Origin of the sequence: Algoriphagus vanfongensis DSM 17529, assembly GCF_000429465.1 — a bacterium.
Classification (GTDB): Bacteria; Bacteroidota; Bacteroidia; order Cytophagales; family Cyclobacteriaceae; genus Algoriphagus; species Algoriphagus vanfongensis.
Genome location: NZ_AUBX01000002.1, coordinates 79,879 through 95,372, shown reverse-complemented (window position 1 = coordinate 95,372; position 15,494 = coordinate 79,879). Strand labels below are relative to the sequence as shown.

Annotated in this window: 10 protein-coding genes; 4 read left to right on the top strand and 6 right to left on the bottom strand. The window is 40.4% G+C overall.

Annotated elements, in window-relative coordinates:
- Positions 1-135: 135 nt before the first annotated feature.
- Positions 136-402 carry a hypothetical protein gene (locus G460_RS21130; protein ID WP_035463697.1) on the top strand — a complete coding sequence of 89 codons (267 nt, stop codon included), beginning with the start codon at positions 136-138 and terminating at the stop codon, positions 400-402.
- Between the two features lie 134 nt (positions 403-536).
- Here G460_RS21130 and G460_RS0100890 read toward each other — a convergent pair whose 3' ends face one another.
- On the bottom strand, positions 537-1,487 hold the full coding sequence (locus tag G460_RS0100890; RefSeq protein ID WP_051315849.1) for an ArdC family protein: 951 nt from the start codon (positions 1,485-1,487) through the stop codon (positions 537-539).
- Between the two features lie 495 nt (positions 1,488-1,982).
- Between G460_RS0100890 and G460_RS0100885 the strand changes: the two genes are divergently transcribed.
- Both G460_RS0100885 and G460_RS0100880 read left to right on the top strand, forming a co-directional pair.
- Positions 1,983-2,789, top strand: coding sequence for an AraC family transcriptional regulator (locus G460_RS0100885; protein WP_026953611.1), 807 nt, complete (start codon positions 1,983-1,985; stop codon positions 2,787-2,789).
- 78 nt (positions 2,790-2,867) lie between these two features.
- Positions 2,868-5,330: a TonB-dependent receptor gene (locus G460_RS0100880; RefSeq protein ID WP_026953610.1), complete on the top strand. Its 2,463-nt coding sequence runs from the start codon at positions 2,868-2,870 to the stop codon at positions 5,328-5,330.
- A gap of 331 nt (positions 5,331-5,661) precedes the next feature.
- Here G460_RS0100880 and G460_RS0100875 read toward each other — a convergent pair whose 3' ends face one another.
- Genes G460_RS0100875 through G460_RS21125 form a run of 5 tightly spaced genes read right to left on the bottom strand, consistent with a single transcriptional unit; the run spans position 5,662 to position 14,068 of the window.
- A complete protein-coding gene (locus G460_RS0100875; protein ID WP_026953609.1) occupies positions 5,662-7,308 on the bottom strand; it encodes a glycoside hydrolase family protein in 1,647 nt (548 codons plus the stop codon).
- Positions 7,309-7,365: 57 nt separating this feature from the next.
- Positions 7,366-8,823, bottom strand: a complete 1,458-nt coding sequence (locus G460_RS0100870; RefSeq protein WP_026953608.1) for a RagB/SusD family nutrient uptake outer membrane protein — start codon at positions 8,821-8,823, stop codon at positions 7,366-7,368.
- An 18-nt stretch (positions 8,824-8,841) separates the two neighbouring features.
- The gene (locus G460_RS0100865) at positions 8,842-11,967 is read right to left on the bottom strand and encodes a SusC/RagA family TonB-linked outer membrane protein (RefSeq protein ID WP_026953607.1); all 3,126 of its coding nucleotides are present in this window, start codon (positions 11,965-11,967) and stop codon (positions 8,842-8,844) included.
- A 35-nt stretch (positions 11,968-12,002) separates the two neighbouring features.
- Positions 12,003-13,013, bottom strand: coding sequence for a zinc-binding alcohol dehydrogenase family protein (locus G460_RS0100860; protein WP_026953606.1), 1,011 nt, complete (start codon positions 13,011-13,013; stop codon positions 12,003-12,005).
- On the bottom strand, positions 13,010-14,068 hold the full coding sequence (locus G460_RS21125) for an aldo/keto reductase (protein WP_035463695.1): 1,059 nt from the start codon (positions 14,066-14,068) through the stop codon (positions 13,010-13,012). Before G460_RS21125 ends, G460_RS0100860 begins: the two co-directional genes overlap by 4 nt.
- Positions 14,069-14,263: 195 nt before the next feature.
- Between G460_RS21125 and G460_RS0100850 the strand changes: the two genes are divergently transcribed.
- Complete coding sequence (locus G460_RS0100850) at positions 14,264-15,265, top strand: LacI family DNA-binding transcriptional regulator (protein ID WP_026953605.1); 1,002 nt, start codon at positions 14,264-14,266, stop codon at positions 15,263-15,265.
- Positions 15,266-15,494: the final 229 nt, after the last annotated feature.

Here is a 15,494-nt window from a genome sequence, read left to right as displayed (position 1 = left end):
GGCTGGCCGTTTACTTTTCCCCATCTTATTAATTGGATTTGGAATGGAATTAACAATCAATTTCATGAATCCTAGGGGATAGCGGAATGGCCAAGGAGAACAGGCCGTGATGTACAACCCAAAATTATTTAAACCATGGGCAAAACCTCCTATTTAGATTACTATAAAACCATATTGGAAAAAGTCAGCTTTGATAAAAATCTCTTGATGAAAGAGTATCACAAAGCGCTTCAAGTACTTCAAGAATACGAAAAAAAGGAACTGAACAATTGGCTCAACAGTCAAGGCTTTATCCAGCAGCCAATGACAGTGGTTTCTGCTAATACTAGTAGATCTTCAGGAAAGCAGACGCAGATGCTTTCACTGCCCCGATCTTCGCAAACCAGGTCGGCAAGCGCGTAAAATCATTGAATCAAACTAAATTCCAATTCCTTAATGCTCCTACAATCTTATCTCAAACAGGAGCTTAAGGAATATCGGAAGTCAACAAATCTCTTTGGTATCATGACCAAAAAAAGGGGATCTCTCCCCTATTCTTAAAAAGGACATGTACCCAAGATATAATCCACTGCCTTTTGAGCTTTGCCAGCCGCTTCAATCAGTAGCTGTTTGTCATTTTTAAGCTCTGCTAACCAGTTTTGAATATAAGCCGCAGAATTATCCAACAATGTCCTATCCATGATACCTGTCAGATTGTTCAGGTAGCCCGCTCCCATCTCGGCAATCAACTCTTCCTTACTATATTCCTCTGTTCCAAATGCCTGTGGGGATGTTATCCCCAGTCTATTTAAGCGAGAGGAATGTCCACTGCTGTGAATTAGCTCATGATACAACACTCCATAATAAGCCTCAGATGATGAAAACAACTTTCTATCTGGCAATGTGATTTTATCCAGGTCTGATTGATAGTAAGCCAAACTTCCCCCATGTTCTAGCTTTGGCGGTACAGGCATCTCATCATAAACCTTTCGACATCTTTCTATCACCGGCACTTCGATACCAGCTCCTATGGAGGGTAGTTCCCAGTCAATTCCTTCAATCTGTTCTATTGGAAATACCCTGTACTCTTTTAAAAATCCGGATTTACTGACCTGCTCTGGATTGTAGTCTTTCAATTGACTTTGAGGAATCGTATTTCCGGTGACTTTATCCCGAAAGACAAAGTTCCAATAGCAGATCGGAAGCGCTTTCGACCCTTTCTTCACTTTCCCTCCCAGCTCCTGCACCTGCTTAAATGTCAGATAAAAGGGATACTGATGCTCAAAGGACAATAACAACCAGAGGTTTATTCCCTTATAGGGCTTTTTCGAAAGGTAATTGGAAGGCAATCCCAGCTCATGCCAGGGCTGTCTCCATGGGATTACTCCCTCTTCTAATTTCTCAATAATCAGATCGGTGAACTTCTCATAAATAGCCTCCTGTCTTTCCGTTCTGGAACTAACAGATGTTTTGGTTCTTTGCCCTGATTTCCTTCTTACAGTCTTCATAGTCTTTCGTTTTTTGATTTGACAAATACTTATGAAGCTGTACCGGCCTGAGGCAGACACTAAGTGCAAGAGGAAACGGAATAAACCAGAGAAGACAAGTGTATTGGCTTTATGCCGTAGTCTCTTGCCTCGTGTGATCGCATCAGGCTAATTTGGCTGAAGAAGGAATTGAAACAAATTAATCGCAAGCCATTTTTCGCACAATCTGCAAAACATCTCATGATCCTCTTTCACTACCTATGGATGGCAATTATTCTAATCTACCCTTAACTGATATTCAAAACTTACAGGCAAACAATCTAATGTGTCGGCTCCCTTATATATTAATCTTAAAGAAATTGATTGGAGTTTGACAATTCCGCTATCTATTAGTTTTGCGAAGGTCCCGAAAAAGTATTATCCAATCAGATGCATTATACTTGTATTTGTGTTTAAGAGACTCCCTATAGATCGAGAGTATTCCTAAAAACCAACCCATAAACCTTCCGATTACCGATGAGTATTCCTCTTAAATCCAAACTTGAAAAAGAGTTTCTCCTGAAGATATCCCGGATGAAACCTGTCATCAAACCTACGGTTCCCCACCGTCATGCAGGTTATCACGAATTGATCTTTCTTTCCAAGGGAGCTGGATCACATACCATTGGTGATGAGAAATTCGATGTCATTCCAAATACAGGTTATTACCTAGGCCTCAGCGAAGTGCATTGCTGGGACTTCAGCAAAATTCCAGATGGTTACGTGATACTTTTCAAAGAAGAGGTACTATCCCAGTATCCAAATGCATTCAACAGCCTTTTTCAGTTAACTAAAACCTTTGAGATTGGTGATACCAATGAGCACATATTTCCGCTTTTGGAAACTTTCCATAAGGAATACAAAAATGGCAGCTCATTAGAGGTCCTTTCGGCTCACCTGAACCTTTTGATAATAACCACGCTAAATCTTCCATCCTCCGCTCCAAAGCTCGACTCTACGGTGATTGACCAGCTGGCACTTTTCAAGCGATTGATTAATGAGCACTTTACGCATCTAAAAAATGTACAGGACTATGCTGACCTGATGAAAATCCCCGTACGAAAGCTCAACTCCATCTGCAAAGCGACCCTAAACACAAATGCACGGGAAATTATCAAGGAGCGGATTTTGATAGAGGCTAAAAACTCACTCACCCACACAAGCAGTCAAGTATCAGAAATCGCCTACGCTTTGAATTTCACCGATTCGTCGAATTTCGTCAAATTCTTCAAGCAACAGACTAACCTGACTCCACTAGAGTATCGGTCCAAAATAAAAGTCTAATTATACCATTATTGGTATTTTTCTACCGTAAAATAGTCCGGAAGCGCTAGTTATTTGTGGTTAATTAATAACCCTCAAATGAATAGACTAGTACCTCTGATTTTTCTTGCATTTTTTACTGGAAACGCTTTTTCTCAAACTGGAGTTAAGGGAAGACTAATCGACCAATCCGAAAACAATCCACTGGAATACGGAAATGTGGCAATTTACCAAGCCAAGGACAGCTCCCTTGTAGCCGGGGCAGTTACTGATCAAAAAGGACTTTTCTCTTTAGAAAATTTAAAATCAGGTGATTACTATCTTCTTGCTCAATTCCTGGGCTATGAGACAAAAGTCATATCACAAGTCACTGTCTTGAAAAATCAAGTGCAGGATTTAGGCACAATCTTCTTAAGCCCTGACCAGCAGTTACTCTCAGAGGTAGAAGTATCCGGGAAGAAATTCACTACCATGAATCGGGTAGATCGTCAGGTGTATAACTCTGAAAATTTCCTGACAAGCCAAGGAGGTACGGCAACTGATGTGCTTCGAAATCTTCCTTCGGTAAGCATCAATGCCCAGGGTGAATTACTGGTCCGGGGGACAACAGGCTTTGTCGTCATGGTAAATGGCAAGCCGACCCAATCCAGCCCTGAGGCCTTACTTTCTCAGCTACCTGCAAATGCGGTCGAAAGTATTGAATTGGTCACTTCTCCTTCTGCTAAATACGATCCTGAAGGAAAGGCTGGCATCATCAACATCATCACAAAAAAAGGTGTGACTGATGGCTCGTTTGTGCAAATGAATGCAAAAATCGGAATGCCAAGTATCGAACCTTACGATAACAAAGACAGGCCGCAGCGTTATGGTGCTGACTTTACTGTCAACCACAAAAAAGGAAAATGGGATCTTTCTTTAGGGGGAAGTTACCTGAGAAATGACATCAATGGAAGACGTGAAGGGAATGTCTATACCATCAGTGGAGATACCACTACCTATTTCCCTTCAGATGGAGAAAGAAGTACCGATGCAAAAAACTACTCGGGTAGATTCACGCTGGGTTTTTCACCTAATGAATCGAATGATTTCAGCTTAGGATTCTATGCAGGAAAAAAGACCGCTGACCGAACTGCGGATATCCTTTATTACGACAATCATGCAGAAGTAAATGGAGAGCGGCTTTATACGATGCAGTATTACAATGAAAACCTCAGAATTCGAAGGGGTGATTTTGTGCTGGGAAGTATGGATTACAAACATAGCTTTCAAAACAAATCCGAAATTTCTGGTTCCTTCCTATATGAATACACCATGCTAGGTGGGCCTACTACTAACCGGAACTTGGAATACCCCGATACCAGTATCATTTATCAGGATGAGTACAACACGAATGACAATCCATTACACGGAACAAGATTACAAGTGGACTACATAGCTGCTCCTAAACCTTTTGGCACACTGGAATTCGGCTACCAGTATAGATATCTAAACCATACTGGAGACTTTGTCTATGAGCGTAAAAACAATGAAACCGGCGAATTTGAATTGGTTCCTGAGTTTTCGAGTACGGTTGATTTGAATAGAATTCTGCACTCCGCTTATGGACAAGTAACAGGCACGATAGGTAAATGGAGCTATTCGGCTGGAGCAAGGCTAGAAATTATGGATAGGACCCTAGACTTGACAGATAAGGCAGGTACGGTTGATACGACATACTTATATGATTTCGTCAAATTGTATCCTTCGGCAAGTTTGCAATATTCCATCAATGAGGAATTGCAGCTCAAAACATCCTATTCCAAGCGAGTTGAGAGAACGACAACTTTCAAGATGAATCCATTTCCAGAGAGAGAGCATTCCGAAACCTTAGAGCAAGGCGATCCTGCACTTTTGCCTGAGTTCATTGACTTGATTGAAGTGGGTATTGTTAAAAACTTTGGAGACAATTCATTTACGGCTACCTCCTACTATAGGAATGTTCAAAACTTGGTAAACCGCGTCAACACAGTATATAATGACACCATTTTAAACAGGATTTATACTAATGTAGGGACAGGTAAATCGATTGGTTTGGAAGCAGGATTGGAGCTAAACCCGACAAACTGTTGGCAGGTTTTCGCTGGTGCAAATGTGTATCATTATTCCATCAGAGGAGAATTTGACAACCGACCGATCAATTCCGAAAGCTGGATCCATTCGATTAATGCCAACACCAGTTTTATTTTTAAAAATAACTGGGAGCTTCAGTTGGCGGTCAATTACCTATCACCAACCAATACAGCTCAGGGTGAGGACTCCCGTTTTCTATCTCCCAACTTGAACATCAAGAAAACCTTCATAGATGGCAGATTGAGTGCGACCATGCAGTGGCAGAATATCGACATGGGACTACTCCCTACGAATGAGCAAAGAATTACTACCTGGCGGGAGGGAGAATTTTACACCACAACAAATTACGTCTATGAAGTGGACGTGATACAAATTAATCTAAGTTATACTTTGAACAAGTTGAAAAACAATTCCAAATTCATCAAGAGTGAGTTTGGCGAGAAGGAGTTTTAAAGAATGAATAACGATTAAAAAAAACTTCAGATTTGGAGGCTGACTTAACAGATACTAAAATCAGTTCATTAATAGAGGTATTCCCCCCTGCTTTAAATGTCCAAACACGGGAAAGCTTCAATTTCACTGTTATGGATTAAGGAAATTCAATAGTATTTGAACTCAGATAATTTTAATTGAGGAATCGGAATCAACCAAGGAAGGCAAAAGGATTGGCTTAATGCGTTTGTCATTAGTCTGGTGTAATCGAATCCGACAAGCTGAAGGAAGAGGTTGTTGAAACCTCCCCGAATCAACATTCAGGGAGGTTAAAAAAATAATTTTTTCTTTCTCAAAAGCCTCCTTCAAACACTTCCAGTACTTGTTTCCCAGAAAGGATTGTTATTTTAAATGAATAGGCGCCACTTTGGTCTTGAATCTCCGATAAAGGCAATCTTACCACTACTTCTTCATATGCTTTCAACGCTTTAATTGAAGTAGTTTCAGTTGCTAGTACAGCACCATCTTGGATAATTTCCAATTGCAATTTTGACTTGTTGGATGGGGAAAGCCCATAGTTTTCAACCACTACTTCCACAAGGTCTTCATCCCATTTAAACTTAGGCTTTCTTGTAGTAAGAATAGCTGGCGTATAGTCAATTCCGGGTAGTCTTGAATATCCAAATACCAATTCACCATCTTGATTCTTCCCAATTAATTTTCCGGCAAAGTTCTCTTTGGTGAAACCACTTTCAGTCCCATCAAAAATGATTTCCAAACCTTCCTCTACTTCTTTGTGAGCGATTGGAGACGCACCTCTTCCAAAATTAACCTCTTCAGATGCACCAAAGCGCAAACTATTTAAATCCAGCTCAGAAAATGGATCAAAACCTTCCTCGGATCGTACCAATAGTCTGATTTTTGAGCTTTTAGACAATGCTTTCTTGTTCAGCACCTCCAACAATAAACCCTTTCTCAAAGGGATCCCAATATTTTTTGAACTATGGGCATCGCTTGCTTTGTCCTCTGCTTTAAGCGTATCAATCACAGCAAAGTTAGCCTGAACGGCTCTTCCATATTCATCTTGAAATATTTTGATCCGTTCATATTTAAACCAGTCCTCCTTGGTGCCATCCTCATAGACAGTAATCCCCGGTAGATAGGCTTCCCCTGGATCTGTTTTCCAATGAATCCCATCTTTGGACCTTAGATAAAATGCGATTCTTCCTAACCAGTCATTAACAATCAAATGATATTGGACATTATCTTTCCATACGACAGGATCTTCAAACTCTCCTTCTACCGGTGGATACACCCTCCCGTTAGAAACTTGATGGTAACTTGAAAGTCCATCCTGGCTAAACCATACCCCTCCTCCTCTACATACCATCAAATAAGAACCGTCTTCCCGCTGGGCAAAGGTCAAATTTGAAAGACCTTCAATGATCGGCCTATCTCTCGTATCAAATTCAAATTGCTTGTATTCCCACGGCCCATTCAGCGAAGTTGACTTATAAAAACCATCGATTACATAAATAATATAATCTCCATTTTTAGCCTGATATGCTTCAGGGTTATGGCCTTTCCCTATTTCATCCACAAAATTGAATGGACCTTCCGGCTTATCTGATACAGCATGCACTACAATAGAATTAGGCCATTCCCAATGTCCTTTTGGAGAATCTTCGCGCCAACGACATACAAATAAATGGTACTTCCCATCGTCTCCGGCTATTATATTTCCTCCCCAATAGGAGTAGTCATCTTCTTCAATTCCATTGTCACTATACCTAGGGACTACTCCGGCTGTACCCCATGTCGAGGAATTGAGTTTCCCGATAGGTGATATAGGCATAAATAGATCCATGAATCTACCTCCTTCCACCAAATTTGACCATGCAGCTGGCCTATGCCTTTCAGTTACCTGAGCCCAAGTCACATGAACTCCTATTAGGAAAGCTAGTACTAGCATTCCCTTTTTTAATGCTTGTTTCATCATATTTTTTAAACAATGATTCTTGGCTTAAGCAAAAGCATAAGCCAAGAAATCTGATTATCAATAGTTAGGATTTTGTTCCAGCACCCCATTACTTTTATCAATTTCTGATTGAGGGAGAGGCCATTCGTAAAATCTTTCTTCAAAATTGTAAGGTATGACACCATCAGTCACCTGATTCAATACTTCTTCAGCGACTTTCCATCGTTTCAGATCATAGTATCTAAGTCCTTCAAAGGCGAGTTCAATCCGGCGTTCATGGCGAATGGCATCTCTCATTTCATCTTGAGACAATCCATCAGGTAAGTCATCCAAACCAGATCTATTTCGAATTGCATTCACGGCATCATATACTTGTTCACTTACACCGCTCAACTCATTTTCTATCTCAGCTTTTAGCAACACTATTTCCCCGAATCTCAGGACAACCCAATCTTGGTCACTTCGGGTTGAATAACCATATGGAATAAGACTAGGAGTCAAAAATTTCTTTACACCGTATCCGGTTGGACGATTATTGGAAGGGTTATGAATGTTCCCACCCCCCCAGTCTACATAATCATTGAAAATAGTCTGGTCTAAACGCTGATCACCTTCTTCAAACTCATCCACTAGGTTCTGTAGTGGGCTTACCACCAACCAGTCACCATACCACTGATCCATGGAAGTAGAATTATCCGGAGCGAGAAATTTGATTGAAAATATAATCTCTTGGTTTCCCTCTTGCGAACCTGATTGAAATACACTGGTGAAGTCATCAGCTAACATATAGCCGCTTTCCAATAGTTGATCGCAAAGCGTCTTCGCATTTTGTAGAATCGAACTGTTTGGCTCACCGTTGGAATCATATGCATCAAACATATAAGCACGAAGTAAAAGCCCTTGAGCCGAAGATTTGACTGCATGCCCCCCTGCACTGAAGTAGGGTACATCAGGCAATCCTGCAATCGCAGCTTCCAAATCATTGACCACTTGGGCAAAAACTTCTTCTGCAGAAACCTTGGCCTTAAACTGGGTATCAAAATCCAAAGGCTCAGTAACAACAGGAACCGACCCATACGCCTGATACAATTGCAGATAAAAATACCCCCTTACAAATCTTGCTTCCGCTTCCATCTGACTTCTTAAGGTTTCACTGATGTCACTTCCCTCATAGGTCCCGAGCTTATCCAAAAATGTATTAACCCTGGCGATACCTTGATAAGAGGAAGTGTATATGTCAGAAATATAGCCCCCAGATGAAGGGAAGATATTTCCCTGAACGATGGCATTGCTCCCATAATAATTATGCTGTCCATAGCCGTTGTCAGTTAATGCATCCCAATTTGGAGCCCCCGAAGAGTACATATCACGCTGCAAAGAGCCGTATACCGCTGTAAGCGCATTATCAAAATCGCTTTTCGATTGCCAGAATAAACTGGTGGATAATTGATCTGTTGGATTTTTATCCAAAAAGTCACTACACGAGCCCAAGGCCAATGTAGCTCCTACAAGTATATATAGAATTGATTTTTTCATGTTTTGGGTAGATTATTGTTAAAGTTGAACCTGCAATCCAAATGCATAAATTTTATTCTGAGGGTAGTTCACAAAGTTTCCATTCCCACCTCTCTCTGGATCCAAGCCTGGATAATCCGTAAATGTGAATAGGTTGTCTCCTGAAAAATAAACCCGCAGTTTTCTTAGATTGACCCGATCTAGGAATGCTTGTGGGAAGCTGTATCCTACAGATAAATTTTTAACTCTCAAATAAGTAGCATCCTGCAAGAAATAAGTAGATGTTCTGGAAATCTTACCTGAGTCGTTCCATCCCCAATACATTCTAGGCATAGTGGTAGATGGGTTCTCCTCCGTCCATCGATCTCTCCAATCTACTGTAGGAGGTGCTCCTTGAATAAATGGAATCGTTCCCCAGTTATTCACATAAATATCCCGATTGCTTACCCCTTGCATGAAGACAGACAGATCTATTCCTTTGAAAGAAGCTCCGAGATTAAAGGAGTATTCAAATTTCGGATAGGGATTTCCAATCACAATTCTATCATCATCATTGATTACTCCATCGTTATTTTGATCTCTGAATTTAAGATCTCCAGGGACAGTATTGTCATTGAACTGCTTGGGGGAATTACTGACTTCCTCAGCTGTTTGAAAGATTCCAATCTGTTCCAACATGTAGAAACTTCCATAGGCTAGCCCTTCCCTGAAGATCTGATTTCCGCTGATCTCTTCAGCTCCAAATTCGATGAGCTCATTTCTAAACCTATCGATAAAAAATCCCGCTTCGTATCTAAAGCCTTTCAGACTTCCTGTATAAATCTCTTTGCTGTAGTTTGCACTAAACTCGAGACCTGTGTTTTGTAGAACACCATTGTTGATGGTTGGAGGATCAAGCCCTACCACTCCCGTTAACTGGGAATTTCTAAGTATATCAAAAGTGGTCTTCCTGTACCAATCAACAGTAATATTCAATCCATTCAGAATGGCTAGATCCATTCCTATATCTGTAACCTTGGTAGTCTCCCATTTGATATTGGAATTAGCTAAACGTGTCTGGGCAACTCCTGTGGACAGATCAGAATTATCAAACGGGTAAGCTCCAGTGAATACCAAAATATCCTGATACGGGTAATTACCGATATTCTGATTTCCCAATTCCCCATATGAAGCTCGTAACTTCATTTCATTCATCCAGCCCAAATCAGCATCAGCAATGAATGACTCTTCAGACACCCTCCATCCTGCAGAAACTGAAGGGAACGCACCCCAACGATTATCAGGACTCAATCGGCTAGTCCCGTCGTATCTCATATTTACTTCCAGCAGGTATTTTTCTCTATAATTGTAGCCTACTCTACCAAATAAAGACTGGATTGCCCAAGAATTGGAGGAGCCGGTAGCATTCTGAACTGCAGGGCTTCCTGCATTGATTTCTTGAAGGACATTGGTGGAATACCTCTCTCTATATCCATTGAGAAATTCAAATTGGTTATTCTCTTGACTGTACCCGACTTGAAGATTGAGGTTATGATCTTCATTCAACGTTTTCTGATAATTCAGATAGGAGAATAGATTGGAATAAATATTTTGAGAAGTATAGACATTCAATCCTCGTCCACCGACATCAAGGTCTGTCATAAACTCCCCTGTGTGATAATTATAAAGTGGGACCTCAGGTCGCCAATCTTTGTTTCTGTCAAACTCAGCCCTAATTGCACCTTTGGTGTACCATTTCAATCCTTCTGCCAACTCAAATTCGGCCCAGAGTTGAGCATTGATTGTATGGTCAATCACTTTACTGAGAACGCCATTTTCAACAATTGCTACCGGATTCTTATTGTTGGATTCAAAATCAAAGGACTTGAAAGTATATCGTCCAGATCCGTCAGGCAACCAAGGACGATAAGTAGGAGCTTGTGAGAGTGTAGCCAAGAAGGTATCTGTCGCTCCCTGCCGCGGATTTTCACGTTCTCCCCTGATCAATGACAAATTGGTCCCAAAGCGAATCCTATCATTTAACCCTGAGCTGAGGTTTACTCTCAAGTTATAGCGATTGTAGTTAAATCCTTTCATCACACCTTCCTGATTGACATACCCCAATGAGATATTATACGTGGTCAAGTTTTCTCCTCCATTAAAAGACAGGTAGTGATTTTGTGTAGGTGCTGGATTAAACATGATATCCACCCAATCAGTATTTGGATAAAGCATCCGATCAGTTGCATTCCTATACTGATCTATTTGCTCCTGTGAATAGAGTCCCGTATTGATTCCGCTGTTCATTTTTGCCTCGTTCCAAAGCTCCATATACTCTGCAGAATTGGTAATAAACTCAGGCATTCTGGAAGGGGTATAGATTCCAATATTTCCAGAATAATCAATCTTCAAACCACCTGAGGTTCCTTTTTTGGTCGTCACCAAAATAATTCCATTTGCTGCTCTTGAACCATAAATGGACGCGGACGCCGCATCTTTCAAAACAGAAACACTCTCAATATTATTCGGGTCCACTTCTGAGAGATTCCCTTCTACACCATCTATCAATACCAAGGGGTTAGATCCCGCACCACTGAATGTGCCTTGTCCTCTAACTCGAATTGATAGGCCTTCATCACCTGGTTGACCTGAGTTCTGAACAATTCTAACTCCCGGCATTCTACCCTGTAACATAGATGTTGCATTGGTCACGGGCCTGCTTGTCAATACCTCACCGCCTACTTCAGACACAGCTCCGGTAACATTGATTTTCTTTTGAGTACCATAGCCAACCACAACTACCTCATCCAAACCCTGAGTATCCTCACTCAAGGAAACGTCTATTTCAGATTGGTTGAAAACAGCTACTTCCTGACTAGTATATCCTATAAATGAAAAGACCAATACAGCACCTTGGTCAGGAACTTCAATGCTATACTTGCCATCGACATCAGTAGTTGTACCCTTCGTAGTTCCTTTTAGGATAATCGTAACCCCTGGCAAGGGTAAATTATCTGAAGATGAAATGACAGTTCCTTCAATAGTCCTTTCAGGAATAGGTTCATTCGTAAGTGCAAATGTAAATTGGCTATGCATCAGTAGCATTGCCGTGAGTAGCCACATAATTAATGGTGGCCTTGACCAAGTATCGGTCATCACTCTTTTTAATGAATCGAATTGTTTCATGGTATTATGGGTTTTGAGTTTAAAATCTATTGTGTCTAAAAATCTATCATTGCCTTGATCACCTGATTTTGGGGATCAATGAGAGAATCAAAATCAGTCCCGACTTGATCAAATCTTATTCTGTGGGTGATGAATTTTTCAGCCTGAATTCTTCCTTCCAAAAGAGTTTCCATGACCTCATGAAAGTCTTCTCTGGTCGCGTTTCTGCTACTCATTAGAGTTGTTTCCCTTTTATGAAAATCAGGATGTTTGAAAGAAAAGTTTTCTTTTTGAAGCCCCACAAGGATATACTCCCCTCCGTGAGAAACATAGTTGAGACTTCCGTTGATAGCCTTTAGGTTACCAGTCGCATCAAAGACTGTGGTACAAAAATCCCCTCTTGTCAATTCAGCTATTTTCTCTGATGGCTCCTCAAGCGCATTGACTAAAAATTCTGCCCCAAACCTTTCTTTACACGCCTGGAGTCTACTTTCATTGACATCCATCATGATTACCTTAGCTCCTCTCACTCGGGCGAATTCCATGATCCCCATGCCAATTGGACCTGCACCAACCACCAAGACCCAATCCCCGTGCTGAATTTTACTTCGCTTCACTGCGTGTAAACCTATAGCCAGAGGTTCAGACAAGGCAAGCTGATCGAGGTTCAAGCCTTCTTTCTTTACGATAGAGCTGACAGGTACTTGAATATACTCTTGCATTCCTCCATTCTCATGCACTCCAAACACACTGATTTTTTCACAGCAATTACTTTTTCCTCGTCTGCACGCTATGCATGCTTTACAATTGAAATATGGGATCACCGCTATCAGATCACCTTCTTTTATTTCTGATTGATCTGCGATCTTGACGACTTCGCCGGCTATTTCATGGCCCAAAACTCTTGGGTAGGAGAAATATGGCTGAGTCCCATCAAAGGCGTGCAAATCTGTTCCACAGATTCCTACTTGAAGCACTTTTATCAAAGCAAAACCTTCCTTTAAGCCGGGTGTATCTACCTGCTGATATTCAAAAGCCCCAGGTTTGCTGCATCGTAATTGTTTCATGCTTGGATTTTATTCTGAATGCGCTGTACAATATTTTCTTGAATTAATTTTTCGTCGATCAACCTCTCCCAAAAAGCTAGGGGTAGGTATTGATTACAGAAGTGAGCATTTTGTCTGATCTTTTCAGGAGAGGAAGAATTCAATGCCACTGCATGAACTCCGGGAGTCAATAAGCCAAACTGGATGCATGCGTGGGCAGGAAGTACATTCGTATCTGCACAGATTTTAAAAAACTTATCTCTCCAAAGGATTTTCTCTTTTGTGGATTTATCATTTGGATTTAAAAGTTGATAATCAAAATAATCTCCACCGACCAAAAAACCTGATTGGAAGACAGCTGAATTGATGATCCCAATCCCTTCTAGACTAAGTCGCTTGAGAAAATCCATCAATTCAATCGGATGATGATATAAAGTCATACTGTTGGCTATCATCACCCAGTCCAACTTCACATGGCCTGCAATTTTTCGAATGATTTTCCAGTCTTTGGAGCCTACACCGATGGCTTTGATCTTCCTTTGATCTTTCAGATCCTGAAGTGCGGAATATCCTTCCAGAATTTGATTAAAACGAATCTCATAATCACGTTTGGAATCAGACTGATTCAAATATTCATCTGGATCATGGACTGACGCAAACTGTGTATCATAGCCATCCAGAAGCACCTGACCTTCTTCGTAGCAATCCATGATACCTTCATAGCTGATCTTTTGGATTGCGTCATAGGATAAATCCTTCCATACCTCTCTCTCAAAAGTAGGTTTACCATTTTTCAGAGCAGTTCTTTTCCATCCCAGCTTATTACTGATGAGAACTTGTTTTTTGTCTATGCCCAAATGTTTTAATGAATTACCGAGGCTCTCTAGTGACAAGCCTGCGCCATATTTACCCGCAGTATCAAAAAACGGTAGAGTATCAGAGGACTGAATGGCTGCTTGAACAACTTCTACTTTCTCCCGGATACTGGTCGATTGGTATAGGTTACCCAATGAACTGGTACCAATTACCATCTGCGGTATTTCAAAACCGGTATTACCGAGTTTTACAAAATTCATATTTTGGGATTATTGATTATTTATCAGGGCTAATAACTAAAAACTAGATTGTCCTCACCCATATCTTAACCAGCTCAAATAGAGAATATTCCGATTAAAAAGTAGAATCAAACGTTTGCACGATCCACGCAAACGTTTGCCTCAGCATCTCATTATTTGCATCTTTAATTACTTTTATTTTACAATCTGAGAAACATGAAAAGTAAAAGAGTCAGCATTACCGATATTGCCAAAGAGCTTCAAATAAGCCCTTCTACTGTTTCCCGTGCATTGAATGATACTGGTAAAATAAGTGAGCCTCGAAAAAAGGAGATTTTGGACCTGGCTAAGAAAATGGGGTACAGACCTAATCCTTTCGCAAAGGGTCTTGTGCAAAACAAGACAAAGACTATTGGTCTCCTTATTCCTGAATTTACCCATCATTTCTACAGCAGAATGTTGGAGGGAATAGAAAGCGTAACCTCAAAGGCTGGTTATCAATTAATCATTTGTACATCCAATGAAAAACAAAAGCAGGAAATTAAAGCCTGTCAGACATTTTTAAATTCAAGAGTAGATGGAGTCCTGGCCACAGTGTGTAAAAAAAATGAGAAGGTAGATCACTTACAGGAAATCATCAATTCAGATATACAGCTGGTTTTTATGGATCGCCAATGTGAAGAGTTAGAGGCCTCACATGTGATCAGTAATGATTTTGACGGGGCATTCCAGGCGGTTGAGTATCTTATAAAAAACAGGTATAAACGTACTGCGCATATTAAAGGCCCAAAGAACCTCTCTACTACTTTTAACAGATTGATGGGGTATAAAGAATCCTTAAAAAAAGCTAATCTCAGTGTAGAAAGTGAGCTAATTTTGGAAAGTGATGATCCATATTTATTAAAAGAGAACCTCAAGAATCTTCTAATGGAAAAGTCAATAGATAGTCTATTTGCCTATAGCGATTACCTCGCATACGACGCCTATCAGGTTGCCTTTGAAATAGGCTTAAAAATACCTCAAGATCTCGCAATTATCGGTTTTGCCGATGAACCAATTTCTCAATACATCTCACCATCACTCAGCACAGTAAATCAAAAACCATTTGAAATGGGAGCTCAAGCAGCTCAAATTTTATTGAACCAAATAAAAAACTCGGAAACACCTTGTGAATATATTAGTCTTCAAACAGAATTGATGATACGTGACTCAATCTAATTCGGATTTAGAATTTTCAATTGCTGAGTTAATCTAACTTTTAAAACAGTTAGTCTTTACTTTTTATTAATAAATCACAATCGGACTTATTAGCAAAGGAATAGTATCCTTCTCCAATAGTGCTTATTGACCAAAACAAAAAGACCTAGTATTTTATGAAAATAATTATTTCTAGCTATCAATCGTTCGTCAGGCTCAGAAGGAATAAACTTTCCATATAAATCATTAT